The 26,693-nt window shown below is 71.5% G+C and carries 26 protein-coding genes; 5 read left to right on the top strand and 21 right to left on the bottom strand.

Features of this window, described 5'->3' with window-relative positions:
• Nucleotides 1–454: 454 nt before the first annotated feature.
• Nucleotides 455–691, bottom strand: a complete 237-nt coding sequence (locus BLS56_RS21250; RefSeq protein ID WP_091453796.1) for a glutaredoxin family protein — start codon at nt 689–691, stop codon at nt 455–457.
• Complete coding sequence (locus BLS56_RS21245; RefSeq protein ID WP_091453794.1) at nt 688–2,202, bottom strand: AMP-binding protein; 1,515 nt, start codon at nt 2,200–2,202, stop codon at nt 688–690. The genes BLS56_RS21250 and BLS56_RS21245 overlap by 4 nt, the downstream gene beginning before the upstream one ends.
• A gap of 195 nt (nt 2,203–2,397) precedes the next feature.
• On the opposite strand from BLS56_RS21245, the gene BLS56_RS21240 reads away from it, so the two are divergent.
• The 3 genes from BLS56_RS21240 to BLS56_RS21230 all read left to right on the top strand — a co-directional run bounded on the left by BLS56_RS21240 (nt 2,398) and on the right by BLS56_RS21230 (nt 5,506).
• Nucleotides 2,398–3,084 (top strand): sigma-70 family RNA polymerase sigma factor, encoded by a 687-nt coding sequence (locus tag BLS56_RS21240; protein WP_091453791.1) that lies wholly within the window; start codon nt 2,398–2,400, stop codon nt 3,082–3,084.
• A 169-nt stretch (nt 3,085–3,253) separates the two neighbouring features.
• Nucleotides 3,254–4,525 carry a DUF5667 domain-containing protein gene (locus BLS56_RS21235; RefSeq protein ID WP_091453789.1) on the top strand — a complete coding sequence of 424 codons (1,272 nt, stop codon included), beginning with the start codon at nt 3,254–3,256 and terminating at the stop codon, nt 4,523–4,525.
• 171 nt (nt 4,526–4,696) lie between these two features.
• Nucleotides 4,697–5,506: an HAD family hydrolase gene (locus BLS56_RS21230; RefSeq protein ID WP_324187532.1), complete on the top strand. Its 810-nt coding sequence runs from the start codon at nt 4,697–4,699 to the stop codon at nt 5,504–5,506.
• A gap of 197 nt (nt 5,507–5,703) precedes the next feature.
• Here the strand turns inward: BLS56_RS21230 and BLS56_RS21225 are convergent, their stop codons facing one another.
• From BLS56_RS21225 to proC, 5 genes are all read right to left on the bottom strand, one after another.
• Entirely contained in the window at nt 5,704–6,675 is a 972-nt protein-coding gene (locus tag BLS56_RS21225) for a lysophospholipid acyltransferase family protein (protein WP_091453785.1), read from the bottom strand.
• Nucleotides 6,676–6,702: 27 nt separating this feature from the next.
• Complete coding sequence (locus BLS56_RS21220) at nt 6,703–7,728, bottom strand: NAD-dependent epimerase/dehydratase family protein (protein WP_091453783.1); 1,026 nt, start codon at nt 7,726–7,728, stop codon at nt 6,703–6,705.
• Nucleotides 7,729–7,916: 188 nt separating this feature from the next.
• On the bottom strand, nt 7,917–8,018 hold the full coding sequence (locus tag BLS56_RS21215) for a 30S ribosomal protein bS22 (protein ID WP_018684825.1): 102 nt from the start codon (nt 8,016–8,018) through the stop codon (nt 7,917–7,919).
• Nucleotides 8,019–8,158: 140 nt separating this feature from the next.
• Nucleotides 8,159–8,377 carry a helix-turn-helix domain-containing protein gene (locus BLS56_RS21210; protein ID WP_091453780.1) on the bottom strand — a complete coding sequence of 73 codons (219 nt, stop codon included), beginning with the start codon at nt 8,375–8,377 and terminating at the stop codon, nt 8,159–8,161.
• Between the two features lie 127 nt (nt 8,378–8,504).
• Nucleotides 8,505–9,335, bottom strand: a complete 831-nt coding sequence (proC, locus tag BLS56_RS21205; RefSeq protein ID WP_091453776.1) for a pyrroline-5-carboxylate reductase — start codon at nt 9,333–9,335, stop codon at nt 8,505–8,507.
• Between the two features lie 236 nt (nt 9,336–9,571).
• Here proC and BLS56_RS21200 point away from each other — a divergent pair, with 236 nt between their 5' ends.
• The gene (locus BLS56_RS21200) at nt 9,572–12,133 is read left to right on the top strand and encodes a P-loop NTPase fold protein (RefSeq protein WP_091453774.1); all 2,562 of its coding nucleotides are present in this window, start codon (nt 9,572–9,574) and stop codon (nt 12,131–12,133) included.
• 29 nt (nt 12,134–12,162) lie between these two features.
• On the opposite strand, the gene BLS56_RS21195 is transcribed toward BLS56_RS21200, so the two are convergent.
• The 14 genes from BLS56_RS21195 to BLS56_RS21130 all read right to left on the bottom strand — a co-directional run bounded on the left by BLS56_RS21195 (nt 12,163) and on the right by BLS56_RS21130 (nt 25,950).
• Nucleotides 12,163–12,393 carry a hypothetical protein gene (locus BLS56_RS21195; RefSeq protein ID WP_091453771.1) on the bottom strand — a complete coding sequence of 77 codons (231 nt, stop codon included), beginning with the start codon at nt 12,391–12,393 and terminating at the stop codon, nt 12,163–12,165.
• Between the two features lie 8 nt (nt 12,394–12,401).
• Nucleotides 12,402–13,259 carry a thioesterase family protein gene (locus BLS56_RS21190; RefSeq protein ID WP_228771814.1) on the bottom strand — a complete coding sequence of 286 codons (858 nt, stop codon included), beginning with the start codon at nt 13,257–13,259 and terminating at the stop codon, nt 12,402–12,404.
• A 61-nt stretch (nt 13,260–13,320) separates the two neighbouring features.
• Nucleotides 13,321–14,247, bottom strand: a complete 927-nt coding sequence (locus tag BLS56_RS21185; protein ID WP_175482967.1) for a proline dehydrogenase family protein — start codon at nt 14,245–14,247, stop codon at nt 13,321–13,323.
• A 52-nt stretch (nt 14,248–14,299) separates the two neighbouring features.
• On the bottom strand, nt 14,300–15,103 hold the full coding sequence (locus BLS56_RS21180) for a sugar phosphate isomerase/epimerase family protein (protein WP_091453766.1): 804 nt from the start codon (nt 15,101–15,103) through the stop codon (nt 14,300–14,302).
• Entirely contained in the window at nt 15,100–16,668 is a 1,569-nt protein-coding gene (locus BLS56_RS21175; protein ID WP_091453763.1) for a hypothetical protein, read from the bottom strand. Before BLS56_RS21175 ends, BLS56_RS21180 begins: the two co-directional genes overlap by 4 nt.
• A 102-nt stretch (nt 16,669–16,770) precedes the next feature.
• Complete coding sequence (locus tag BLS56_RS21170; RefSeq protein ID WP_091453760.1) at nt 16,771–17,724, bottom strand: Ppx/GppA phosphatase family protein; 954 nt, start codon at nt 17,722–17,724, stop codon at nt 16,771–16,773.
• 24 nt (nt 17,725–17,748) lie between these two features.
• Nucleotides 17,749–18,438, bottom strand: coding sequence for a response regulator transcription factor (locus BLS56_RS21165; protein ID WP_091453758.1), 690 nt, complete (start codon nt 18,436–18,438; stop codon nt 17,749–17,751).
• The gene (locus BLS56_RS21160; RefSeq protein WP_175482966.1) at nt 18,435–19,655 is read right to left on the bottom strand and encodes a sensor histidine kinase; all 1,221 of its coding nucleotides are present in this window, start codon (nt 19,653–19,655) and stop codon (nt 18,435–18,437) included. The genes BLS56_RS21165 and BLS56_RS21160 overlap by 4 nt, the downstream gene beginning before the upstream one ends.
• Nucleotides 19,656–19,926: 271 nt before the next feature.
• Nucleotides 19,927–20,673 carry a phosphoglyceromutase gene (locus BLS56_RS21155; protein WP_091453756.1) on the bottom strand — a complete coding sequence of 249 codons (747 nt, stop codon included), beginning with the start codon at nt 20,671–20,673 and terminating at the stop codon, nt 19,927–19,929.
• A 501-nt stretch (nt 20,674–21,174) separates the two neighbouring features.
• Nucleotides 21,175–22,086 carry a DUF4349 domain-containing protein gene (locus tag BLS56_RS21150; RefSeq protein ID WP_091453754.1) on the bottom strand — a complete coding sequence of 304 codons (912 nt, stop codon included), beginning with the start codon at nt 22,084–22,086 and terminating at the stop codon, nt 21,175–21,177.
• 72 nt (nt 22,087–22,158) lie between these two features.
• Nucleotides 22,159–22,653: a type III secretion system chaperone family protein gene (locus BLS56_RS21145; protein ID WP_091454269.1), complete on the bottom strand. Its 495-nt coding sequence runs from the start codon at nt 22,651–22,653 to the stop codon at nt 22,159–22,161.
• Between the two features lie 29 nt (nt 22,654–22,682).
• A complete protein-coding gene (mshA, locus tag BLS56_RS21140; RefSeq protein ID WP_228771813.1) occupies nt 22,683–23,978 on the bottom strand; it encodes a D-inositol-3-phosphate glycosyltransferase in 1,296 nt (431 codons plus the stop codon).
• 2 nt (nt 23,979–23,980) lie between these two features.
• Complete coding sequence (locus tag BLS56_RS21135; RefSeq protein ID WP_091453746.1) at nt 23,981–24,802, bottom strand: alpha/beta fold hydrolase; 822 nt, start codon at nt 24,800–24,802, stop codon at nt 23,981–23,983.
• Nucleotides 24,799–25,950: a L,D-transpeptidase gene (locus tag BLS56_RS21130; RefSeq protein WP_194957330.1), complete on the bottom strand. Its 1,152-nt coding sequence runs from the start codon at nt 25,948–25,950 to the stop codon at nt 24,799–24,801. The genes BLS56_RS21135 and BLS56_RS21130 overlap by 4 nt, the downstream gene beginning before the upstream one ends.
• A 183-nt stretch (nt 25,951–26,133) precedes the next feature.
• Between BLS56_RS21130 and BLS56_RS21125 the strand changes: the two genes are divergently transcribed.
• On the top strand, nt 26,134–26,693 hold a 560-nt coding region (locus tag BLS56_RS21125; protein ID WP_091454265.1), incomplete at its 3' end, for an SDR family oxidoreductase.

Here is a 26,693-nt window from a genome sequence, read left to right as displayed (position 1 = left end):
CGTAGACGAAGCCCACATCGGCGCTTGCCCACTGCGCGCGGGGCCGCGTGGGCCTTCTCGGGGTCTGCTCGATGGGGTGGATCGGTTTCTTCGGGGCCCCTACGAAGGAAGATCGCCCGTGTGAAAGAGGGTGGGAAGCCCGCGGCATCACTCGCGCGGCCAGCTTGGCGATCTTCCTTCTCCCCCGAAGAAACCACTCCACCCCATCGAGCACCTGGCAGCTTGAGGTCCGATTGGCAGAAGGGCAGGTGCGTCATGCTCGCGAAAGAGCTTCATTTCGCCGCCCCGCCGCCCCACAGCCCCACAAGAAAGCCCCACCCACCCTGGGGGCTGACCCCGCTCCAGTCTATCGCCGCAGGTCAGCATGGGGAAGAGGGTGCGCCGCGCCTGTGGATAACTCGCGATCATCAACGGCCCAGACGATCAGCGGCGCTGGGTGGTTAGTCAGGTCAAGTCAGGTCAGGGCGGCGCGGAGGCGGGGTTCTTCGACCTTCCAGTAACCGTGTTCTTCGCCGTTGATGAGGATTACCGGGACCCGGTCGCCGTATTCGGCGCGGAGTTCTGGGTCGGTGTCCACGTCTTCGGTGTCCCAGGTGACGGTGGTGAAGTCGGCGCAGATGCGGGCGATGTCCGCCTCCGCCACCTCGCAGGCGTGGCAGCCCTGGCGGGTCACGACGGTCACGTGGGTCATGGGGCGACGCTACCGCGCAGGGTGGAGCGGCGGAGTTTGCCGGTTACCGAGTGGGGGAGGGCGGCGGTGAACTCGATGGTGGTGGGGACCTTGAACCTGGCCAGCCGTTGCGCGCAGTGGTCGCGGAGTTGGTCTTCGGTCAGGGTGGCTCCTGTACGTAGGACTACTACTACCTTGACTCGTTCACCGGTTCGGTCGTCGGGGATGCCCACGGCCGCCGCCTCGGCCACCTCGTCCAGTTCCATCACCGCGCGTTCCACTTCGTGGGGGTAGACGTTGAAGCCGTTGACGATGATCAGGTCGTTGGCTCGGTCCACCAGCCTGAGGTCGCCCTCCTCGTCGAAATAGCCGACGTCTCCGGTGCGGAACCAGCCGTCGGGGTCGGGGCCGTGGGCGCCGTCCGGCCAGTAACCGCTGAACAGGTTGGCTCCTCGGGCGGCTATGAGGCCGGTTTCGGAACCGTCGGCGATGAAATCGTGGGCGATCGTCTCGTCGGGGTCGGTTTCGGAATCCAGTGGCCTGCCGTCGCTGTCGACCAGGCGGATTTCGACGCCGGGGATGGGTTTCCCGACCGAACCCGCCTTCGCGGCGCCGCCTACCAGGGTTGAGGTGAGGACCGGGCCGGTCTCGGTGAGGCCGTAGCCCTCGTACACCGGTAGCCCTGTCTCCTGTCGGAACAGCGCGAGGGTGCGCGGGTCCAGCGGGGCCGCGCCGGAGGTGGCGAGACGGACGGTGGACAGGGCCTCGCCGAGGCGGTCTGCGCCCGCGGCGACGAACGCCTGGTACATGGCGGGGACGCCGACGACGGCGGTCACCCGGTTGGTCTGGCAGGCGTCGAGAGTGCTGTCCACACCGAACTTGTCCAAGAGGACACCTGTAGCGCCCGCCGCGGCCACTTGCCAGAGGCCGGATAGTCCGTACGCGTGGGAGAGCGGCACGACCAACAGCACGCGGTCAGTGGCGGTGACCGGGGCGGGGCGCAGGGCGGCGCACTGGTCCACATTGGCCAGCAGCGCGCGGTGGGAGAGCATCACGCCGCGGGGGACGCCCGCTGTGCCGGAGGTGTAGCAGAGGAACGCCAGGTCCTCGCCGCCGCCGATGGCGGTGAACCGCTCGCCGGGGACCACAGTGGACGGGTCCAGGTCGGGTGGGGTGAGCGCGGCCGTCCCCGGCACGCCCAGGGCCAGGCTCGCCCCGCTGTGCTCCAGCAGCCGCTCGACCTCGCGCGGCGCCGCGTCGACCCCGACCGGCACGACCACCCCGCCCGCGCGGAGCACCGCGAACAGCGCGACGCAGGCCGCCAGGGTGTTCGGCACGGCGAGCGCGACCCGGTCGCCCGCGGTGAGACCGGCCTTCACCAGCACATTCGCATAACGATCAACGACGGTGTCAAGCTGCTGCCAAGTGAGTGAACGGCCCGCGGAGGCATCGACCAGAGCCGGATGGGCCGGTACCTTCTCGCACGCTCCGGCCACCAGGTTCGCGACGTTTCCGATAGGCGCCTCGGTCATCGCCAGGCCCTTTCACTCGGGATCTCAGGGGACCCGCAGTGTGGCATAGATCACCAACGACAGGTTAAGTACCCAGTAGAACCCATCCTTGGACCCCCGGGCTTGTCCCCTACCACAAAGTAACCAGACGTAAGCTGCTGACGAAACCCCAACGGTGGCGACCGTGGGGACGCCGAGGGAGTGTGCGGCCGCTCGATGACCCGCCAAACGCGATCGGACACGGCCGCGGCCGTGCCACCAGCCCGACCGGCACCGGACCGGGCCGGGTCGGGCCGCGCGCGGCCCGGCGGGCCCCCGCCGGATGACGAACCAGAGCAGGCGCGGCCCGACGCCGAGCACGCGGCTTCCTGGGAGCTGGTCAGCGCCGCCCAGGCTGGTGACACAGTGGCCTTCGGCCAGCTCTACCACCGCTATGTGGACATCGTGTTCCGGTACGTCCTGTTCCGCGTCGGCGACCGCGAACTGGCCGAGGACGTCACCAGCGAGACTTTCCTGCGCGCCCTGCGCCGGATCACCTCGGTCAGCTACCAGGGCCGCGACGTCGGCGCCTGGTTCGTGACCATCGCCAGGAACCTGGTGCTCGACCACGTGAAGTCGAGCCGGTTCCGGCTGGAGGTCGTCACCGCGGAGATCCGCGACTCCGAGCGCGTCGAGGCCGGGCCGGAGCAGCGGGTCATGGCGATGGCGACCCGCGACGCGCTGCTGCGCTCGATCGAGCAACTGGGCGACGACCAGCGCGAATGCGTGGTCCTGCGGTTCCTGCAAGGACTGTCGGTCGCCGAGACCGCCGCGGTGATGAACCGCAACGAGGGCGCGGTGAAGGCGCTGCAGCACCGAGCCGTGCGCAGGCTCGCGCAACTTCTGCCGGGTGAACTGCGTTGACTCCTATGGCGTTGACTCCCATGAAGCTGATTCCTATGACGATGATTCCTATGACGATGATTGCTGTATCGCTGCCCGGGCAGGCGCCGCCACGGCGGTGGCGAAGCCGTAACCCGGGGCCTGGCCAGTCGTTTCACCAGGGGAGACCCACAAGAGTCGGAGCGGGATAGTGGAGAGCGGATCGGGGCCGTCGAGCCCCAGCGGCGAGCGCGCGGGCGACCCCCGCGAGCCGGTCGAGCCTGAACCGGAGTTCACCGACGACGACCGTGCTGACGACGACCGTGCTGTCGTGGAACTGCTCGCGGGCCTGCGTCCGCTGACCGCGCCCGGGGCCGAGGCCACCGACCGGATGCGCGCGAAGATCCTCGCCGAGCTTTCCGCCAAGCCGGTCCGCGCGACCTCGCCCGCCCCGACCCGCCCGCCCCGGCCCGCCCGCGCGGGCCGCGCGCCGCGCGCCAGGCGGGTCAGCCGCCCCCGGCCGGACTCGGCCGCGGCCAGAGCCGGTTCCGGCGCCCGCGGCAGGCTCGCGGTGGCCGCCATCGCGGTGCTCGCCCTGGTGTTCTCGCTGGCCGGGATGAGCCTGCTGCTGGCCCGCGACGCCCTGCCCGGCGACACCCTCTACGGCATGAAGAGGACCGGTGAGGCCGCGTCCCTCGGCTTGGCCTTCGGCGAACAGGACAAGGCGGTCAAGCACCTGGGCTTCGCCGCCGCCCGGATCACCGAGATCGAGACGCTGGCGCTGCGCTACCCGAACCCGGCCGACGCGCCCGCGGGCGGTTACCTGTCCGCGTTGAGCGACTTCGACAACGACGCCACCGCTGGCGCCCGCGGCCTCATCGCGGCCGCCACCGCCCGTGACGGCAGCCCGCTCGACACGCTGCGGCTGTGGGCGCGGCAGCACAGCGACCGGCTCGCCGCGGTCGGCCCGAGGCTGCCCGCGGCTGCCCGGAGCAGGCACGCGTCGTCGCTGGCGCTGCTGGCCAAGATCGAGGCCCGGTCGACCGGGCTGCTCGCCCGCTTCCCCTGCGAGCAGATCGTCTCCGGCTCGGCCGACGAGATCGGCCCGCTGCCCGCGACCAAGCGGTGCGACGCCGAGTCTGGCTCGCCGCGGGTGCTCGCACCGCCGTCCGCGGCGGGACCCGACAGCGGTGCTCCCGCGGACGCGCGGACACCGGGAGTAGTCGTCGCGCCCGGCCCGAGCGAGCCGCCGCCGTCCAACGGGCCGCCCGCCCGCACCGGCGCCCCGCGCACCGACCTGCCGGGGACGGACGGGCTGCCGCCCCTGGTGTCGCTGCCGCCGCTGATCGGCGCACCCGCTCTGACGTCGCCGGAGATCACCGTCCCGGCGACACCGCCGGTTGTCGCGCCGCTGCCGCTGCCGCTGCCCACGCTGGCCCTCCCGCCGCTGCTGCCCGGCGGGCCCGGGATCGGCATCGGCTGAGGGCCGCGCGAAACCGGGCGTCGGATCGCTACGCTGTGCCTACAGCCATGGTCAGAGTGCCCGAACCACGGGAGGCGTGCGGTGTCCCTGCGGCGTGGGGGTAGGAAGAACCCCGAACTGGAACGCCTGGCCGCGCTCGCGGGCGAGGCGAGCGCCGAGGCAGCCGTCGCCATGGAACAGTCGGAGCCCTCGAGAACCGCGGAGCCCGCGGACCTCACCGCGGCGGCGTTCTTCGACGTCGACAACACCATCATGATGGGCGCCTCGATCTTCCACTTCGCCCGGGGCCTGGCCGCGCGCAAGTTCTTCTCCAACTCGGACCTGGTCAAGTTCGCCCTGCAACAGGTCATGTTCCGCGTCGGCGGCAAGGAAAGCGCCGACGGCATCCGCAGCAGCCGCGAGCAGGCACTGTCCTTTGTGGCAGGCCACACCGTCGCGGAACTCACCACCCTCGGCGAAGAGATCTACGACGAACTCATGGCCGACAAGATCTGGCCCGGCACCCGCGCCCTGGCCCAGATGCACCTGGACGCGGGCCAACGCGTCTGGCTGGTCACCGCGACCCCGGTGGAACTCGCGACCATCATCGCCCGCCGCCTCGGCCTCACCGGCGCCCTGGGCACCGTCGCCGAAAGCGAAGACGGCGTCTTCACCGGCAAACTGGTCGGCGAAATGCTCCACGGCCCAGCCAAAGCCCACGCGGTCCGCTCCCTGGCGGCCCGGGAGGGCTTGGACCTGCGCCGCTGCACCGCCTACTCGGACTCCTCCAACGACGTCCCCATGCTCTCCGTCGTCGGCACAGCCGTCGCGGTCAACCCCGACAGCGGCCTCCGCGAGGTAGCCCGCAAACGCGGCTGGGAAATCCGCGACTTCCGCACCGGCAGAAAAGCCGCCAAGATCGGCGTCCCCTCAGTCCTGGGCGCAGGCGCCGTAGCGGGCGCCGTGGCCGCGGGCCTGGCCCACCGCAAACGCGCCGTCTGACGCTTCAGCCGCAGGCACCCTTGACGGACCAGTCGACTAGTCCGATCTCCAAACAGTTGGATTGTTGAACAACTGATTGATTGATCAATTGACTAGCGCAGTGGAACTGCAAGGACACCCCGCCCCCTGCCAGGCCGAACCCACGCCCGCCCAGTGAGCCAACAACGCAACCCAGCCCCACAGCGAGCCCCCACAGCTCACCCCAGGAACGGGTTCCCCCGCTGGTTCAGCATCCGGTACAGCGTCTGCTGAATCGTCTCCCGCACCTGGTCGGTCAGGTTGAACACCAGCATCGGATCTTCCTCGGCCGCTGGCCCGAACCGGTCCGTGGCGATCGGCTCCCCGAAGCGGATGTGCCACTTGGACGGAAGCGGAATGACCCCAAGCGGCCCAAGCAGCGGAAACGTCGGCGTGATCGGAAAATAGGGCAGCCCCAGCAATCGGGCCACCGCCTTCAGATCCCCGATCTTCGGATAAATCTCCTCCGCCCCCACGATCGAGCACGGAATGATCGGAACCCCGGTCCGCAGCGCGGCGGAGACGAACCCGCCCCGCCCGAACCGTTGCAGCTTGTACCGGTCGGCGAACGGCTTCCCGACGCCCTTGAACCCCTCCGGCCACACCCCGACCAGCTCCCCCGAGCGCAGCAGACGCTCGGCGTCCGGGTTGCAGGCCAGGGTCTGGCCGGATTTGCGGGCCAGCGCGCCGAGCAGCGGGACCTGGAACACCAGGTCGGCGCCCAGCATCCGCAGGTAGCGCCTGCGGGGGTGGTTGTCGTGGACGGCGACGGCGGTCATCATCGCGTCGATCGGCAGGGTGCCGGAGTGGTTGCTGACGATCAGGGCTCCGCCGTCCACCGGGAGGTTTTCCACGCCGCTGACTTCGACGCGGAACCAGTTTCGGTAGATCGCGCGCAGGGGTGGGAGCAGCAGGGTCTCGGTGAGGTCCTGGTCGAAGCCGAACTGGTCGACGGTGTAGTCGCCGGTGAACCTGCGGCGGGCGAAGGCGAGGGCGTCGGCGACGGCTCGGCGCAAGGTGGACGGCTCGGCCGGTGCTGGGGTGGGTCGCAGGGGGGTCGGCTCGACGGGCGGGCGGTCCGCGCGGGACAGGGGCGGGAGCTGCCTGCGGCGCTCCGTCCGCTGGAGGGGGATGACCCTGGCTTCCTGCATACCTGCTGCCACCTTCTTAGCGAGACGTCACCGGATGCCCAGCACCCGGTGTTCCAGGCCCTCGAGCAGTTCCGGGCTGATCACCGGACGCAGGGCGTTGCCGTGCACGTAGTCATCAAACGCCTGCCGGGTAGTCCAGCGGGGTGTGAAGCCGAGAACTGTGCGCAGTCGGGTGGTGTCCACGACCCGGCCGTAGTTGAGGTACCGGACGTGGTCCGGGGAGAAGTCGACCAGGCGGGCGCCGCGCAGGATGCGGCCCGCCGCGGGGATCGCCGAGCGCAGCACCGGCAGCGGGATGCGGCCAGCGCGCCGGATGGCCTGCGAGAGCATCAGCACGCCGTCGCCGCCCGCGTTGAACACCCCGGGCGCGCCGCGCACCGCGGCCTGCTCCAGCACGGCCAGCGCGTCCTCGGAGTGCAGCAGCTGGATGCGGGCGTCGTAGCCGAGCACCGTCGGCACAACCGGCAGCGCGAAGTAGCGGGTGAGGACGGTGTCGACGCGGGGGCCGATGAGGTTCGTGAGCCGGATCAGGGTGACGTCGACGTCCGGGCGCCTGCGGCTGAAGCCGCGCACGTACGCCTCGACCTCGACGGCGTCCTTGGCGTAGCCGCTGGAGGAGATGTCCTTGGGGGCGTCGTCCTCGGTGAACACCGCTGGTGAGCGGGCGCTCGCCCCGTAGACCGCGGCCGTCGACTTGACCACCAGCTTGCGCACCGACGGCGCGCGCTGGCAGGCGGCCAGCAGCTGCATGGTGCCGATGACGTTCATTTCCTTGATCGGCGTGCGGCGCGACGGGCCGGGCGGGTTCGCCGTCAGGGAGGCGTGCACGACGGTGTCGACCTCGGCGCCGGTGATCACCTTCGCGATCAGCGGGTTGCGGATGTCGGCGCGGACGAACTCCGCGCGGCCCAGCCTGCGGACGACGTCGCGGTGCGGCGCGGTGGTGTCCACGCCGAGCACACGGTCGATGTCCGGGTTCGCCGCGAGCCGGGCGGCCAGGTTGCCGCCGAGGTAGCCGCCGACACCGGTGACCAAGACGACTTTGGGTGTCACGGGTTTCCCTGGGGAGTTGGCGTTGGAAACCCGACAGTACTCGGCCGCGGAGGTCAACCGAAACGCGGCAACGGACTCTTAACGCAGGTCACACGGGTTGTTGGGCTAAACCACCCGATCCGGCTCACCCACGGCCAGCGCCCGCCCCCGATGCGGGTGCGGGCGCGGGCCGTGGGCGAGGGAAGAAGCTACTTCTTGAGCTTGCGACGCTGGACGCGAGTCTTGCGCAGCAGCTTGCGGTGCTTCTTCTTCGACATGCGCTTGCGGCGCTTCTTGATGACCGAGCCCATAAGGATCCCTAGCTCTCGACGGTGAGTCGTTCCGGTGTCCGGCGCTCCGGTGCGGCGACGTCACCGACGCGCGCCAAGACACCAGGCACAACGGCTGACCAGAGTACCCGCTCGTCCGCGCGCGCCTGCCGGCGGCCTGCTCAGCCCGCGTCGAAGTAGGCGTTCTGCAGATAGTCGTGCACAGCCTTCTCGGGCACCCGGAAGGACTTGCCTACCCGCACCGCGGGCAGTTCACCGCTGTGCACAAGCCGGTAGACGGTCATCTTCGAGACTCGCATCATGGTCGCCACCTCGGCCACCGTCAGGAATTGCACCTGGGAGAGTCCGGGCGGGTCTGGGTCGCGCTTGTTCGCAGGCATGGCTCACCGCGTCCTTAAACACGCGTCGCGCCGCCGGCTTCCCCACCGACGGATTCGACACGCACGTGCTCTATCGAGAGTAGCGGGACAGGTGTGACTGATGCGACGTCACATTCGCCAAATCCGCTCAGCCCGGCTCGTGCGCCGCCCCCAGTTCCCGGGAGCGGTCCCTGGCGGCCTCGATGGCCGCGATCAGCGCGGCCCGCACGCCGTGTTTCTCCAGTTCACGGATAGCGCTGATGGTCGTGCCCGCGGGCGAGGTGACGGCCTCGCGGAGGATGACGGGGTGCTCACCGGTCTGGGCGAGCATGGTGGCCGCGCCGACGGCGGACTGGATGATCAGCGCCTCGGCGACCGCCCTGGGCAGGCCGAGCAGGATACCCGCGTCGATCATGGCCTCGACCAGGAAGAAGAAGTACGCCGGGCCGGACCCGGACAGCGCGGTCACCGCGTCCTGCTGCGCCTCCGGAACCCGCACGACCTTCCCGACCGTGGACAGCATCTCCTCCACGACCGCCAGGTGCTCGGCCTCGGCGTGCGTGCCCGGGGAGATCGCGCTCATGGCCTCGCCGACCAGCATCGGCGTGTTCGGCATGGCCCGCACGACCGGCACGCCCGCGGGCAGCCGCCGCTCGAACAGCGACGTCGGCAGCCCCGCGCACAGCGACACGACCAGGGTCTCGGCGTCGACGACGGGCGCGAGTTCGTCCAGCAGCGGCTCGATGTCCTGCGGCTTCACCGCGACGACCAGCACGTCCGCGGTCTTGGCCGCGGTGGGCACATCGGTGGCGCGGATGCCGTAGGCGCTGGTCAGCTGCGCGGACCGCTCCGGGTAGCGCTCGGTGAACAGCAGCTCGTCCGCCTGCCTGCCGCCGTGCAGCAGCCCGGACAGCAGCGCCTCGCCGATCTTGCCCGCGCCGAGCACGGCGATCGTGGGACGCCCTTTCTCCTCAGTCATGTCCGTCAGGCTAACCACTGGGTCTTGGCGGGTCGCGACCAATAACGTGGTGCGGCACATCCCCGACCGGATCGGAGCGTTCCATCGGATGAGCGAGCTTGCGAGCGAACCATTGACACAGTGCGCAGGCCCGCGAGGCAACCGAACGGGTGAGGTTGGCCCGTGAGCGAGCCAGCGAGCGAACCATTGACACAGTGCGCAGGCCTGCGAGGCAACCGAACGGGTGAGGTTGGCCGATGAGCTGGCAGGACGACCTGCGCGCACTCGACACCGAGTTAGCGCGTGGCGCCATCAGCGCCGCCGACTACCGCCAACGGCGGGACGAGATCCTGGGCAGCGCGACGAGTTCGCAGGCGCCGGTCCCCACGCTCCAGCCCGGCGGCGCGGGCGACGCCCAGCAGCAGGCCTGGCCACCGGTGTCCTGGGATGCCACGGCGACGCAGGCGCCGCCGTGGACGAGTGGGGAGTGGCCGGAATCGGAGTCGGGGTGGGCCCAGCCGGACTCGGCCGAGCTGGACGACCTGGAGTCGCTTGAGTCCTACGCGGAGTCCGCGAGCTCGAAGCGCACGCCCGAGGAGCTGGAGGCCGAGCTGCTGGCCGAGGTCGTGGAGGGGGCGCTGCGGCTCCCGGAGATCACCACCGGCCTGGCGCGCGCGGGCCTGGACTCCGGCGTCCTGGTGCAGGCGGTGCACGCCGAGCGCGCCGCGATCCTGGGCCGGGCGGCGGCCGAGCGGGACCGGCTGGTCCAGGCGCGCACCGCCGTGGCCGACGCGGGGACTCCCCGCCCCGGGGCCGTGTCGAATCGGACCGTATCCATCGGCATGATCGTCTTGGGGCTGATCCTGCTTGTCCCGGTCTGGCTGGCGACCGGACTCGGCGACGGCATGGAAACGATCTGGCGGTGGCTCGCCTGGTTCGTCGCCGCAGTCTCCGGGCTGATCGGGCTGATCCTGCTGATCGTCGCGGCCATGGACCTGAGCGGGAAGCTCGTGCCGTCGACGCTGCCCCAGCGGCGGGCCGCCGAGCAGGTCGAGTCCGCGCGGGCGGAGTGGCTGCGAACGGTGCTGGACGACGGGGTGCTGCCCGTCATGCGCCGCGTCCTCAACGCGCACCTGGCCCCGATCCGCCGGACCAGCCTTGAGCTGACCCCGGAGTCGGCCCCCGGCCTCGGCGGCGACCGGGCCGCGTCGATGGCCCAGGTCACCGGGTCGGTGCGCCGGTTCCAGGACGCGGCCCGGCGCTCGCGCAGCGGGTCGATCGGGCTGGCAGGCCCGCGCGGGGTCGGCAAGACCACGCTGATCGACTTCTTCGCGGGCCGCGTCGGGCCGGAAACCGGCCCGCTCAAGATCGTCGTGTCCGCGCCCGTGCAGTACGAGGCGCGGGAGTTCGTGCTGCACCTGTTCGCGAAGGTGTGCCACGCGGTCATCGCCCGGGAGGCCGAGCGCGCCGCGCTGGGCGAGGTCCGGGTGAGCAGGGGCGGCCGGGCCGGCCGGTTCGCGATCCTGACGGTGCTTTCCGCCGCGCTGGCAGTGGCCGCCGCGCTGCCGCTGGTGGGGCCGGGCGGCGTGTTCGGCAAGCCGATGTGGGACAAGATCATCGCCAACGACCTCTGGCTGATTCCCTCAGCCGTGTTCGTCCTCGGCGCGCTGACCGCGCTCGGGATGCTGCTGTGGACGCTCGCACCGAGCGTCGGCCGGGGAATGGTCGCGGCGGTGCGCTGGCTCGCCGGTTTCGGGCGGGCGAACCGCGACCAGCCGGTCGCGCTGGCCGCGCGGGCCAGGGAGCAGCTGGTGCAGATCCGCTACCTGCAAACCCACACCAGCGGCTGGTCGGGCAAGTTCACCGTGGGCGCCGCAGAGGGGAACTGGAGCAAGACCGCGCAGCTGGCCGAGCACCCGCTGACCTACCCGGAGATCATCGACGCGTTCGAGCGGTTCCTCGCCGCGACCGTCCGCGCGTACCCCGGCGACCCGGCGGTCGTGATCGCCATCGACGAGCTGGACAAGATCGAGTCGGCCGAGGCGGCGCAGCGGTTCATCAACGAGATCAAGGGCATCTTCGCCGCGCCGCGCACCCAGTTCATCGTGTCGGTGTCCAGCGACGCCCTGGCCGCGTTCGAGCGGCGCGGGCTGCCGGTGCGCGACGCGTTCGACAGCGCGTTCCAGGAGATCGTCCCGGTGAACAACCTGGACCTGGCCGACACGAGCCTGCTGCTGCGGAGCTGGGTCCTGGGCCTGCCGGAGCCGTTCGTGCGGCTGGCGCACTGCCTCGCGGGCGGCCTGCCGCGCGACGTGCGCCGGGTGGCCAGGGCGATGGTCTCGGTCGCGGTGGACGCGGCCGAGCCGCCGCTGCTGGACACCGTCTGCGCGCGCCTGGTCGGCGACGACATGGACCGCAAGGCGCACGCCATCCAGATCGCCCTCGGCCAGCTCGACCCCGAGGACGACCCCACCGACTTCCTGCGCCTCATCCGCACCCTGCGCCCGACCGCGGCCAGTGTCCTGGGCGTGCTGACGCAGCTGGGGCAGATCCGGCAGGCCGACCACTCGGCCGCGTTCGTCCGCCTGGTCCGGCAAACCGGGACTTACCTCTACCACTGCGCGACGGTCCTGGAGGTGTTCACCCGCGAGACCGACGAACGCCTGGAAAACGGGCCGGACGACCCCGCCGCCAAGATCGCGTCCTTCGAGCTGCTGGCCACCGCGAAGCAGTCCCTGGCCGTGCACCCGCGACTGGCCTGGGTGCAGATCGATGAGTTCCGCGAGGTGTGGGGCCTGACCCAGTCCCGGCCGCTCTAGGCCCTGTCTCGACAGGACCTAGACAGGACCTAGCAGTCCGCGCCCGCGATGAGGTGGACCAGGGTCTCCACCGCGGGCGCCACATCGGGGGCCGCCGTGCAGGTGACCACGCGCGGCTCGTCGACGGCCAGCACGATGCCCCAGGTGATCCCGGCCGCCAAGACCAGCGCCGCGGCGATGACGGCGAGCAGGCGGCGCGCGCGGCGGCGGTCCGGCGGGGGCTCGTTCCCCGCCGGACGCAGCCACTGCGAAATACTCATCGGAATGTTCAACCGATCGCGGACAGGGCCAGCTGCCGGGCCTGGCAGACCAGCCTGCCGGTGGAGTCGACCACGGTGGCGTCCGCGTCGAACCACATCCCGTGGACCGCCTTGGACTCGACCTGGATGCGCAGCCAGCCCGGCGCCGGCCGGGAGCGCAGGTGCGCGGTGAGCTGGACCGTGGGCGACCAGCCGAGCCTGCCCAGGTTGAACGTCACCGGCATCGAGATATCGCCTGCCACCAGGGCGAACAGCGGGTCCGCCTGCTCGCCGCGCGGGCGGGCCCACAGCCGCAGCCGCAGCGGGTCGCCGACGTGCCCGTGCAGGAATCCCGCGCCGTTGGGGTCGAGCCGGACGTCGCAGGACTCGCTGAGCCGGAACACCGCCGCCGAGGGCATCGCGGCCAGATCGATCGCGTTGCCCGGCGGTTCGGCGGGCTGGTTGGGCAGATCCGCCCAGGCGGCCCGTTCCCGGGGGAGCCTGCCGGTGGTGACCACGCCCTCCACGCAGCTGTGCCCGCTCTGCTCCAGGTGCACCGACACGACTGTGGTGCGGCGCCCCGACTTGCGCACGTCGGTGCGCAGCAGCACCGGCCCCACGCCGGGCGGGCGCAGGAACTGCGCGCTCACCGACAGCGGGTCGATCAGGGGCGCCCCCGCCCCGTTGTGCGTGGCCACCCCGGCCTTGGCCAGCAACGCCATCAGGAATCCCCCGTGCGGACGCCCCCCGACGGTCCAGGCGGCCGGGAGGTCCGCGGCGAAAGTGCCGTCCCCCAGCGGTCGCACCCTGACGGCCGCGGCGAACGCCCCACCCGCGGGCGCCGGGCCGCCCGCCCGAACATCGCCGTGCCCAGCAGCACTACTCATGGGCGATAGCCTGCCACGCCAGGCCGGACGTTTTTACGCTGCGCCACGGATCAACGACCGTTCACGACCGGGTCATCACGGCGCGGAGGAAGAACATCGTGTTCGCGGGCCGCTCGGCCATTCTGCGCATCAGATACCCGTACCACTCTCCGCCATACGGCACATAGACCCGCACAGTATTGCCCAACCGCGCCAATCGGAGTTGTTCTTCCGGCCGAATCCCGAAGAGCATCTGGTATTCGAAGCCGCCGGGTTCGCGGCCGTGGACCCGGGCGCGCTCGCCGATGATCCGAATCAGGCGCGGGTCGTGGGTGGCGAACATGGGGTAGCCCTCGCCCGCGAGCAGCGCGTTGACGCAGCGCACATAGCTTTTGTCGACCTCGGCGGTGTCCGGGTAGGCCACCGTCTCGGGCTCGGAGTAGGCGCCCTTGCACAGCCGCACGCGGGAACCCTCGGTCGCGAGCCGGGTGGCGTCGTCCACTGTGCGGCGCAGGTACGCCTGAAGCACCGCGCCCACCCACGGCCAGGTTCGCCGCAGCTCGCCGAGCACGCGCAGGGTCGAGTCGGTGGTGGTGTGGTCCTCCATGTCGAGGGTGACCGTGGTGCCCGCCGCTTGGGCGGCCCGGCAGATGCGGGCGGCGTTGTCGAGCGCCAGTTTCTCGTCGAGCAGCTGACCGACGGCGGAAAGCTTCACGCTTACCTCGGCGCGGTCAGCGAGGTTTTCCGCGTGCAGGTGTTCCAAGAGTTCGACGTAGGCGTCGACAGTGTTGGCTGCCTGGATGGCGTCAGTGGTGTCCTCGCCGAGGTAGTCGAGGGTGACGGCGAGTCCGGAGTCGACCAGTCGCCGGGTCGCGGCGACGGCGTCGGCGGTGGTCTCGCCCGCGACGAAGCGGCTGACCACGTCCCGGCTGACCGGAGCGGTCGCCACCAGGGAACGGATCGTGTCGTTCCGGGCGGCGGCCAAGATCATCGAGCGCAACGGGTTCACGCGGCAGACTTTACGGCCCGGGCACCCGTTACCGGCCAGGCATCCGGTCGTCCTACCTTCCCGGCTCGCTCAGGTGCCAGCGGGCGAACAGCAGCGCCTCGGCCAGCTCCTTGGCCCGCTCGCCCGGCCCCTTCGCCCGCCGCGTGTTGATCTCCAGCACCACCTGCCCGGTGAACCCGCGCGCGGCCAGCGACTCGCACAGCCGCGCGCACGGCTGGTCGCCGCGCCCGGGGACCAGGTGCTCGTCCTTGGGCAGGCCGGTGCCGTCGGCGAGGTGGACGTGGGTGAGGCCGTCGCCCATCCGCTGGGCCAGCGCCATCGCGTCGACGTGCGCGGCCGCGGTGTGCGACAGGTCGAGGGTGTAGTGCCGGTGCCCGACGTCGGTCGGGTCGATCGAGGGCCGAAACGCCGACATCTCCACCGACCGGGCCCCCAGCCCGCGCCGCACCGGGAACATGTTCTCCACCGCGACGGCCACGCCGCTGCCGTCCTCCAACTCCGCGACCAGGTCGGCGAAGCGGTCGGCGTAGCGGCGCTGCCAGCGGAACGGCGGGTGCACCACGACCGTCGGCGCCCCGAGGTCCTGGGCGACCTCGACCGACCGGCGCAGCCGGGTCTCCGGGTCCGGCGACCACACCCGCTGGGTGATGAGCAGGCACGGCGCGTGCACGGCCAGCACCGGCGTGCCGGTCTCCTGGACGCGGCGGCGCAGGCCGCCCACGTTCTGGCTCAGCGGGTCGGCCCAGACCATCACCTCGACGCCGTCGTAGCCGAGTTCGGCAGCCAGCGCGAAGGCGGTGGCCGCGCTCTGCGGCCACACCGACGCGGTGGACAGGCCGACCGGGATCGCGGTCAACGTCCCAGCAAGAGCAGGACGGCCGGGGACACCGTCGCGACCAGGCCGACCAGCACCGCGAGCACCGTGGTCTGCAGGTCTTCCGCGCGCCGGATCTTGCGGACGAGCAGCACCAGCCCGACGATCACGGCCAGCGCGCCGACCAGCGCCGCAGCGGGCAGCACCCGCCACAGCCAGTTGAACAGCAGCCAGACCACCGCGCCGCCGACCACGCCGAGGGCAAGCTGCCCGGCCATGATCAGCCACTCGCGGGCGGGCGAGGTCTCGGCGTCCAAGTCGTCGATATCACGGTCGCGCTCGTCGTCGAGGTCGCGCTCGTCGTCATCGTCCAGGCCGTCCAGGCCGTCCAGGTCGGCGCTGTCGTCGTCGGCGTCCCGGTCGCGCTCGCCGCCCGGGAACTCGTCGTGGGCCTGGTAGTCGGTGAACCGGGTCGCGGCCTTCTCGTCGAAGCCCTCGTGCTCCTCCAGGAACTCCGGCGGCGCGCCCTGCGGGTCGATCTCGGTCTGGGACGCGTCGCCGGGGAAGTCCGCGGGCCGCCGGGGCGCGAAGCCCGGCTTCGGCAGCTGCTGCGACGGCTGCGGCTTGGGCAGCGCCTGCGACGGCTGCGGGCCCACCGGCGGCCGGGGGAGCTGCTGGGACGGCTGCGGACCCAGCGGCGGCTTCTTCAGCGGCTGCGACGGCTGGGGGCCCACGGGCGGCTTCTGGAGCTGCTGCGATGGCTGCGGGCCCACCGGCGGCTTCTGGAGCTGCTGGGACGGCTGCGGGCCGACGGGCGGCTTGGGCAGCGCCTGCGATGGCTGCGGGCCCACCGGGGGCTTGGGCAGCGCTTGCGACGGCTGCGGCGGCGCGGGCCGCCGGGACGTGCCCGGCGCGCGCCGGGGAAGCAGGGGCGCGCGGCCTGCCGGGCCAGGGCCGAGGCCCGCTGGGGGCTCGGCCGGGTCGGGGCCGTCCTCGGGGACCCGGGGCAGCTGCTCGGTGTGCGGGTCCGGCGCGTCGAGCCGGGCGCTGATCGGCGGGCGCTGCGGACGCGCTGGCTCCCGAACGGGTGGCTCGGCCGCCCGCCGCCGCGACGGCGCGGGCAGCGGCTGCGAGTGCGACCCGGGCCGCTCACCCTGCGCGGGCTGCGCCGGGTGCTGCTGGGTGCGCTCGACCGGGGACAGCGGCTGCGCCGGGCGCTGCGGGCGCTCGACCAGCGGCGCGGGCCGCTGCTGGGCGCGGTCGGAGTCCGCCTCCCGCTGCGACAGCGGCGGCGGCGCGGGGTGCTGCTGGGTCAGTTCCGCTGGCGAGGGGGGCGGCGGCAGCGGCTGCTGCGGCTTGGGCTGCTGCGGGCCGCGGACCTGCCGGTGCGACGCGCGCTCGTGCGGCTCCTGGTCGTCGCGGATCGGCAGCATCGTGCCGCTGTCGGACAGAACCCGCTCGATGATCGCCTGCGGCGCGGTGTCCGAGGCGTCGTCGGGCCGCCTGCGCCGTCGCCGGGGCGCGGCCTCGCCCGCGTTGCCGCCGTACTTGGCCAGCAACTCCGCCACGGTGCGCTGGGTGCGCTCCGAACCGCCTTCTTGACTCATCCACTCCACCGTGCCCCGTGCAGGCCGATCCGTCCAGTTGCCGCACCCGCCGCGGGCGGCACCGGCGTGGGCGTTCGGGTGCGGGCGCCACCGTCGCTGACGTCAATCCGAGGAGACAGTGTGGTCCTCACCGTTCGTCTGGTCCAGCCGCCTAAGGATGACGCCCTCGCGCAGCGCCCACGGCCCGATCTCCAACTCCGGCAGTGACAACGCTCGCATAGTGGCCTGCGCCACCAACGCCCCCGCCACCAGCTGGTGCGCCCGGCTGGGGCTGACGCCCTCCAGTTCGGCCAGGTCGGCCGCGGACATCCGGGAGATGAACGCGATCAGCTGGCGCAGCCCGTCCTCGGTGAGGACCCGGCGCACCCTCGGGCCAGCCGACGACGGCGCGGCCCCGGTCAGCCTGGCCAGGCTCCGGAACGTCTTGGAGGTGGCGACCACCCGGTCCGGCACGCCGAACTTCGCGATCTTCTTCGCCACCGGGGCCAGTTCCTCGGCCAGCCACTCGACGGTCTTGTCGATCTGGTCGCGGCTCGGCGGGTCGCTGGTGAACCGGGTGCGGGTCAGCCTGCCCGCGCCCAACGGGAGCGACCAGGCGAAATCGGGGTCCTCATCGATGCCTGCGGCGATCTCCAGCGAGCCGCCGCCGATGTCGAGGACCAGCAGGTTCCCCGCCGACCAGCCGTACCAGCGGCGGGCCGCGAGGAAGGTGTAGCGGGCCTCGTCCTCACCGGATAAGACCCGCAGGTCGACCCCGGTCTCCTTCGCGACCCGGCGCAGCACCGCGGCCGAGTTGCGCGCCTCCCGCACCGCCGAGGTCGCGAAGGCCATCAGGTCTTCGCAGCCCAGCCGGGTCGAGGACGCCTTGGCCGCGGCCACGGTGCGCACCAACTCGTCCGCGCCCGCCTTGGACAGCTCCCCGGACGGGCTGATCCGCTCGGCGAGCCGCAAAACGGTCTTCTCCGAGCACGCGGGCGTCGGGTGCGCGCCACGATGCGCGTCCACCACAAGCAGGTGGACGGTGTTGGAGCCGACGTCTAGCACACCGAGGCGCACGGCCAGAACGGTACAGGCACTCGATCAGGACTCGAACTTGTAACCCAGCCCACGCACGGTGACCAGGTGCCGGGGCGACGCCGGGTCGGGCTCGATCTTCGAGCGCAGCCGCTTGACGTGCACGTCCAGGGTCTTGGTGTCGCCCACGTAGTCCGCGCCCCACACCCGGTCGATCAGCTGGCCGCGGGTGAGCACCCGGCCGACGTTGCGCAGCAGGTACTCCAGCAGGTCGAACTCCTTGAGCGGCAGCGGGATGTCGACGCCGTCCACGGTCACCACGTGCCGTTCCACGTCCATCCGGACCGGGCCCGCCGCCAGGACCTGCGGCAGCAGCTCCCCGTCGCCGCCAGCCTCGCCGCCGCGGCGCAGCACCGCGCGCACCCGGGCGATCAGCTCACGCGCGGAGTAGGGCTTGGTCACGTAGTCGTCCGCGCCGAGTTCGAGGCCGACGACCTTGTCGATCTCGCTGTCGCGGGCGGTCACCATGATCACCGGCACGGCCGAGCGCTGGCGGAGGGCCTTGCAGACGTCGGTGCCGCTCATGCCGGGCAGCATCAGGTCGAGCAGCACGATGTCGGCGCCGTTGCGGTCGAACTCCTCCAGCGCCTGCTGGCCGGTCGCGGCCACCGCGGCGGTGAAGCCCTCCTTGCGCAGCAGGAAGGCAAGCGGGTCGGCGAAGGACTCCTCGTCCTCGACGATCAGCACTCTCGTCATGCCATTCCTCCGTGATCGGTACCGGCGCCGTCGGCTTTCGACGGAGCACTCACGCGGCCGCCCACCCTGCTGAGCTCCACGCTGTTCTGGGGGTCGGCGACCGCGTCGACGTGCGCGGGGATGCGCAGCGTGAAGGTCGAGCCGAGGCCGGGCTTGCTCCACAGCTTCACCTGGCCGCCGTGGTTGGCCGCGACGTGCTTGACGATGGCCAGGCCGAGGCCGGTGCCGCCGGTGGCGCGGGAGCGGGCCTTGTCGACGCGGTAGAACCGCTCGAACACCCGCTGCTGCTCCTCCTCGGCGATCCCGATGCCGCGGTCGGTCACCGCGATCTCGACGAACCCGTCCACGAGCTTGCGGCTCACCGACACCGGGCTGCCCGGCGACGAGTACGCCAGGGCGTTCTCCAGCAGGTTCGACAGGGCCGTGACCAGCAGCGTCCGGTCCCCCTCGACGAACAGGTCGCTGTCCTCGTCTGTGGTCACCTCGATGCCGGTGGACTCCATGACCAGCCGGGCCCGGCCCATCGCCTCGCGCACCACGGCGTCGACGTTGACGGTGTTCATCTCCGGAAGCCGCTCGGCCCCCTGCAGGCGCGACAGCGCGATCAGCTCGGTGACCAGGGTCCCCAGCCGGTTGCCCTCATGCAGGATCTTGGTGGTGAACCGGCGCACCTCGACCGGGTCGTCCGCCGCGTCGAGAACGGCCTCGGCCAGCAGCGCCATCGCGCCCACCGGCGTCTTGAGCTCGTGGCTGACATTGGCCACGAAGTCGCGCCGGGTGGCTTCGAGGCGAACCGCGTCGGACTGGTCGTCGGCGTCGACCACGGTGAAACCCTCACCCAGCGGCCGGACCTCGCCCAGCACCGCCTCCGGGGACCGCCCGCCGCGCGACTCCAGCGGCGAAAGGTCGATCTCGATCGGCTCGCCGGTCTCCAGCACGACCTCGGCGGCCTTGCGGGCACGGTCGTCGACACGGTGGTCGCGCACCAGGCCGAGAGTCTCGGCGCGCGGGTTGTGGATCACCACATCGCCGAAGCGGTTGAGCACGACCACTCCGGTGTGCGAGGAGTGGACGAGACGTTGGACCAGCTCGGCGACGGTGGGGCCGGGCGGCCTGCGGCCGGTTCCGCCGCTCCTGGACCGTCCGGAGAGGAAACCGACATACAGGCCGATCAGCAGGGTGCCGAGCGACAGCGCGAAACAGACCGGGGCGGCCACAGGTGGGATCGTAAACAGGCCGATGGTCGTTTTGACCAGCCTCGAAACCGCATTGGTGACCGTGCCGACACCAATAGGCCGCCTTGTTCGCGCGGCGGCCAGCCCGTGTTCACCCGTCCGTGTCCTACCGCCGGGTAGATCACGTCAGACGCGCGCTCGATGGGGCGTGAGCTGGTTGCGCGCTGGTGAGTCGACAAACCAAGCGACACCACGCCGGGGGTGTGCGGCGTGGTGTCGCTTGGCGTGGGTGCGGCTTGGTGTGGCGTGGTTGTCAGCGGCCCTGGTTGGCGACCGCGCTGATGGCCGCCGCCGCTGCCGCTGGGTCGAGGTACTGACCGCCCAGGGTGAGGGGCTTGAGGGAGTCGTCCAGGTCGTAGCGCAGGGGGATGCCGGTGGGGATGTTCAGGCCCGCGATGGCCTCGTCGGAGATGCCCTCGAGGTGTTTGACCAGGGCTCGGAGGGAGTTGCCGTGGGCGGCGACCAGGACCGTCTTGCCAGCCTGGAGGTCGGGGACGATCTCGGTCTCCCAGTAGGGGACCAGGCGGACCACCACGTCCTTCAGGCACTCGGTCAGCGGGGCGGCGTCGCCTAGGTGGGCGTAGCGGGGGTCGGTGTCCTGGCTGAACTCGCTGCCCTTGTCGATGGGCGGGGGCGGCGTGTCGTAGGAGCGGCGCCAGAGCATGAACTGCTCTTCGCCGTACTGGGCCAGGGTCTCCTTCTTGTTCTTGCCCTGGAGGGCGCCGTAGTGGCGCTCGTTGAGGCGCCAGTCGCGCTTGACCGGGATCCAGTGGCGGTCCGCCGAGTCCAGGGCGAGGTTGGCTGTGGTGATCGCGCGCCGCTGCAGGGAGGTGTGCACGATGTCCGGGAGGAGACCGGCTTCGCGCATCAGCACGCCCCCGCGGATCGCCTCGGCCACACCCTTGTCGGAGAGGGCGACGTCGACCCAGCCGGTGAACAGGTTCTGTGCGTTCCAGACGCTCTCGCCGTGGCGGAGCAGCACCAAGGTTCCGATGGCCATGGCGGAAGCCTGCCAGACGGGGGAACGGGGCCGCGAAAACCGCGTCGGCGGGCCCTTGACAACCACCGGACGGGGGCGCGGACAGCCGACTTGGGCCGTTCAGCCGCCGAAGTTCGGCCGGATAGCCGCAGATCGGTCAACTACACTAGTGGATGTAACCCATTTGGGGGATGTTCGAGGCAGGAAACCGGTGAGTAATGACACATAGTTGTCGAATCACCGATTCTCGTCACCGGAAAGTTACCTACGGACGGCGACATCCACGAATGGGTCACACTGTGGCCTTGTGCGCCCGTCCAGCTTCTGACAAGTTGGCCTAAGCCTCACCGGATCAGCTCCCACGCACTCCCTGGTCCGGGGGGCGTCCCGCGCGGCTCGACTCCCCTGCCGAGCCGCACACCCGCCGGGTCCCAGGTGCCCCCCGCCTGGTGGACCCAAGCGGGCAGCCGCGGGGCGGTTCGACTCGCGACTCCCCCCTCGCCACGAACCGCCCCGCGACTCTCACCCCGCTTCCGGCGCCGTCGCAGGCGCAGGCGGGGCCGCGGCGGGCCTGCGGCGCCTGATCCGCCAGACGACGTACGCGGGCACGCCGAGGGCCACCGCGAAGGGCAGCGCCGCGCCGACGACCCGCAGCACCAGGTTCCCCGCGTCCAGGAACGCGCCCCAGCCCGCGGCCAGCGCGTCGAGGAAGTCGTCCTCGTCCTCGGTGACCGGCGCGGCGGGGCTGCCCGCCTTCGCGATCCGCAGTGTCACCGTGGACATCGCCACGCTGCCCGCCAGCCCCTCGCGCCGCTTGAGCAGCGAGTCGAGGTCGGCCTCGCGGCGGGTCACCTCGCTTTCCAGCCGCACGATCTCGGAGATGTCGGTCGCGCGGTCCAGCAGCGCCCGGACCCGGTTGAGACTGGCCCGCTGGGTCTCGATCCGGCTCTCCACGTCGATGAGCTGCTCGGTGACGTCTTCCGCGGTCTGGTTGCGGGACCGCACCTGGCCTACCGAGCCGTCGGTCAGCCGCTGGAGCACGGCGTCGAGCTTGTCCGAGGGCACGTGCAGGGTCAGCGTCGCGCTGTGCTCGCCGATCTGCTCTTGGCCCGCGTAACCGCCGACGGCGATGGCCTCGCCGCGGGCGGTGTCCGCGGCCTCGGCCACCCGCGGCGCGGCGATCTCCAGGGTGGCCGAGCGCACCAGCTTGCGGTCCACGCCGGGCTGGCTGACCTGCTGGTCCTGCCGCGCGGGCTCGCCGCGACTCTCGCGACCGGCGGAATCACCGGCGCCCGCGCCCGCCGCGGGGGCCTGCGGGGCCACCGCCGCCCGCTCGGGCGCCGCCCCCGAGGTGGACGACATCTCCGCGGTGCACGCCGCCCCGCCGCCCACCGCGGCCAACACCAGCGCCAACCCCGCTAACCGACCTCGCATAGTCCCCTCCAACGCTCGCCCTTGTCTCCCCCTCAGACGGGAAAGCACGGGCGGCGCGTTGCGGGGCGCGGGTCACGAGTCGGACTCGTCCAAGCGCCCGCTGCGCTGGGCGGGCTGGAGCAGGTGCTCGAACGCCTTGAGGTTTGCCAGCGGCTCGCCGCGGGAGGTGCGCCAGTCCCACTCGCGGCGGATCGCGGTGGCGAAGCCGATCTCCAGCAGGGTGTTGAAGTCGCCGTCCGCCGCTTCGAGGACCTGCCCGAGCAGCCGGTCCAGCTCGTCGGGGGTCACCGAACCGTGCCCGACGCGGCCGACGAGGTAGATGTCGCCCAGCCTGTCGACCGTGTAGTGCACGCCGTAGAGGCGCGCGTTGCGGCGAAGCAGGAAGCGGTAGACATCCTCGTGCGCCTCGTCCGGCTTGCGGCAGACGAACGCCTCGATGACCAGCGCGTGGTTGCCGACGATCAGCCAGCAGTTGGTCTGCTGCTTCTTCGTGCCGGGCAGCGTGACATGGAAGCGGCCGGTCTGCGGATGCTCGTACGCCAGCTCCCGCTCGTCGAGCGTCGCCATGATGACCTGATCGAGTGATTCCAGTGAACTCACGAGGCAACTTCAGCACGCAGCAGCGAGTAGCGCAGCATGTGGCCCGCCTCCACGTAGCCCGCGATGAGCGCGTCGGTCGTGCGGTCCCAGGAGAACTCGCCCGCGTGGCGCACCGCGCCAGCGGCCAATTCGGCGCGCAGGCGGGCGCTGGTGGCGAGTCGGCCGAGCGTGTCGGCCCAGTCGCGGATGGCGTGGCCGTCGACCAGCAGCCCGGAGACCCGGTCGGCGACGGCGACCGGGAGCCCGCCGACGGCGGCGGCCACCACCGGCGTGCCGCACGCCTGCGCCTCCAGGGCGACCAGGCCGAAGCTCTCGTTGTGGCTGGGCACGGCGACCACGTCGGCGGCCCGGTAGACCGTGGCGAGAGCGTCGCCGGACTGCGGCGGCAGGAACCGCACGACGTCGGTGATGCCCAGCGCCACCGCCAGGTCCTGCAAAGCGGCGGGCTGGTCGAGGCCGGTGCCGGACGGGCCGCCCGCGACCAGCACGACCAGCCGGTCGCGCGGCACGGTCCCGCGGGCCAGCAGCTCGGCGGTCGCGCGCAGCAGCACGTCCGGGGCCTTGAGCGGCTGGATGCGGCCGACGAAGGCCAGCACCACCGCGTCCTCGGGCAATCCGAGCCGGGCGCGGGCGGCAGGCCGGTCGCCGGGGCGGAAGCGGTCGAGGTCGACGCCGGGGGCGATGGCGCGGACCTTGGCGGGGTCGGCGCCGTAGAGGTCGACCAGCTCGGCGGCCTCGACGTCGGTGTTGGCGATGAGCTGGTCGGCCTCGTCGACGACCTGCTGCTCGCCGATGACCCGGACGCGCGGCTCGGGGGTGTCGCCATCGGCGAGCGCGGCGTTCTTGACCTTGGCCAGGGTGTGCGCGGTGTGCACCAGCGGCACCCCCCAGCGCTCCCTGGCCAGCCAGCCGACCTGGCCGGAGAGCCAGTAGTGCGAGTGGACGAGGTCGTAGTGGCCGGGGTCGTGCCTGGCCTCGGCGCGCAACACACCGGCGGTGAACGCGCAGAGCTGACCGGGCAGCTCAGCGCGCTCCAAGCCCTCGAACGGGCCAGCGGTGACGTGCCGGACCAGCACGCCGGGGGCCAGCTCGGCGACCGGGGGCAGGTCGGACGACGTCGCCCTGGTGAAGACCTCCACGGCGATGCCGCGCCGCGCCATCCGGGTGGTCGTCTCGGTGATGTAGACGTTCATCCCGCCCGCGTCGCCGGTGCCGGGTTGCTCCAGCGGGGACGTGTGGACCGAGAGGACGGCTACCCGACGTGGCCTGCGTAGCTGCGTGGGAGTAACCACGTTCACCCCTTCCGGCCCACCGCCGCTTCGCGGAGGGTGCGGTTGAACTCGTCGACGCGTTCGGCGAAAGGCAGATGCCCCACCCCTGGGAACCAACGCGCCGTCGCACCGGGAATCTTCCCGAGCGCGTACGCCGCGGCGGCCGGGTCGACCACCCGGTCCTCGGTCCCGTGCGCGACCAGCGTGGGCACGGTGATGCCCGACAGCACGTCCGCGCTGCCGGTGTCCCGCTTGAACAGCGCTTTTCGGACCCGCGGCGGCACGCTCAGCGTCGCGCCGATCCGCCGCTGAGTCTCCCCGCCGGACGCGGGCTCGGCCGTCATCCCGGCTGTGAGAGTCGCGACAGTCGGCAGCGCCAGAGCCGGGTCTTCGGAAAGCGCGCCCGGGATGGCGTCACGCATGAGCGAGCCGATAGCGCCGCCTGGGCGGTTCTTACCGATCTCGGTAAGCGCGCCGACCAGAACGATGCCCGCGAGTTCCGCGCAGCCGCGTTCCCGCACGTAGTCGGTGATTACCAGGCCGCCGTAAGACCAGCCGACGACCGTCGCGGGCGAGCCTGCCAGCCGCAGGACAGCGGCCAGGTCTTCCGCCCACACCGCCGGGTTGTCGTAACCGTCGTCCGGTATGTCGGAACTACCGTGGCCGCGTAGGTCTACCGCGAGCAGGTAGTGCTCACGAAGCAGGTCGGGGTCGGCGAACTGGTTTGCCCAGACCGCGCCGGACTGGGCCCAGCCGTGCACGAACACGATCGGCGGCCTCGCCGGGTCGCCCGCGACCCGCACGGCCAGGGCCGCGCCGCCAGCGCCGACGACGCCTGCGATCACCGCAGCGCCGACATGGACTGCCACTGGCCCCACGGGATCAGCCAGTCGAACACGTCCGAGGTGGTGGGCATGTTCGCCTTCGAGCCGCTGACCTCGACGGGGTCGCCGATCAGCGCGCTGTCGAAGTAGGCCTTCGCGTCGGCCTCGAACAGGTTCACGCAGCCGTGCGAGGAGTTGACCTTGCCGATGTTGGCCCGGTTCTCCTCGTTCTCGTGGATGAACTCGCCGTGGTTGGAGAACCGCACGGCCCACTTCTTCTTGACGTTGGTGTAGCCGTAGCGCGGGTTGGAGAAGTCGCCGATCGGGTCCTTCTGCATGACGATCATCGTGCCGTTGGGCGTGTTCAGGTTCGGGTCGTCGTCCTTGCCGTTGCTGGCCGGGTAGCTGGCGAACAGCTTGCCGTCGCGGTAGACGTCCATCCGGTGGTCCGGCGTGTGGATCTTCACGACCTGGTTGCGGCCGATGGTGAACTTCGTGCTCAGGTCGGCCTTGCCGTACGCGCCGCCGCCGTAGGCCAGGCCGTAGAGCTTCGCGGTGACGGTCACCTTCGTCCCGGCGGGCCAGTACTCCTTCGGCCGCCAGTCCACCTGCTGGTCGTTGAGCCAGGCCCACGAGCCCTCGACCGGCGTGGACGTCCGCACGGTCAGCGCCTTCTCCACCGCCGCCTTGTCGGCGACCTTGCCCTCGGGGAACTTCACGCTGATCGGCATGGCGACGCCGACCTCGGCGTTGTCCGCCGGGTTGATCGTCGCGCGCGGGGTCTTCGCGGGCTTGAGGGTGGTGAACGCGCCCTTGAGCTCGGCCTTCTTGCCATCGGAGCCGGTGGCCGATGCGGTGTAGGTGTACTGCTTGCCGTAGCCGAGGACCTCCGCGGACGTCCAGGTCAGCTTGTCCGCGGACACCTCGCCCTTGATGCCCTTGCCCTCGGCGTTGACCAATTCGACCGTGTCGAGCGTGCCCTCGGCCACGGTGATCGTCACCGGCTCGGTCGGCGGCACGTCGACGGCGTTCGCGGCCGGGGTCGCGGTCAGCTTCGCCTTGGGCGGGGCCTCCTGCCGCTGGGTGTCACCGCCGCCGCCGGACGCCCCGGGTTGCTCCGATGTGCACGCGGCGAGCAGCGCGAGAACCAGGAACAGGGCCCCGATCAGGCCGGTGGTCCTGGTCGTCGTAGCCGGTCGCCTCACCACGCACCTCCGAAATCGAACACAGTCGAGTCTCACCCCATCAGATGAAGACGCCCGAGCGACGGTGGGGTGCTCCCACACAGGGTGTGACAGTGCTCATAACCCCGCGCTGGCCGCTCGGTTACCGGCGCGGGGAGGATCGGACCCGTGAACAACCCCATTGCAGTAGTGACCGGCGCGAGCGCGGGCATCGGCGCGGCGACCGCCCGCCACCTGGCGGCAGCGGGTTTCGACGTCGTGTTGGGCGCCCGGCGGGTCGACCGCCTGCGCGAGGTCGCGGCCCCGATCGGCGGCGTCGCGCTCGAACTCGACGTCACCGACCCCGCCTCGGTCGAGGCGTTCACCGCCCAGATCCCAGCGTGCCACGTTCTGGTGAACAACGCCGGTGGCGCGAAGGGCCTCGACCGGGTCGCCGACGCCGACGAGGAGCGCTGGCGGTGGATGTGGGAGGCGAACGTGCTGGGCACCCTGCGGGTGACCAAGGCGCTGCTGCCCAAGCTCGCGGCGTCCGGAAACGGCCATGTGGTGACGGTCACCTCGATCGCGGCGTACGAGATCTACGACGGCGGCTCCGGCTACACCGCGGCCAAACACGCGCAGTCAGCGCTGCACAAGACCCTGCGCGGCGAGCACTTGGGCGAGCCCGTGCGGTTCACCGAGGTGCTGCCGGGCATGGTCGAGACCGAGTTCTCGGTGACCCGCTTCGA

The sequence above is a fragment of the Actinokineospora iranica genome, from assembly GCF_900101685.1.
GTDB classification, from domain to species: Bacteria; Actinomycetota; Actinomycetes; order Mycobacteriales; family Pseudonocardiaceae; genus Actinokineospora; species Actinokineospora iranica.
Note: the sequence above shows the minus strand (reverse complement) of the source record. Positions and strands in the feature narration are given on the sequence as shown.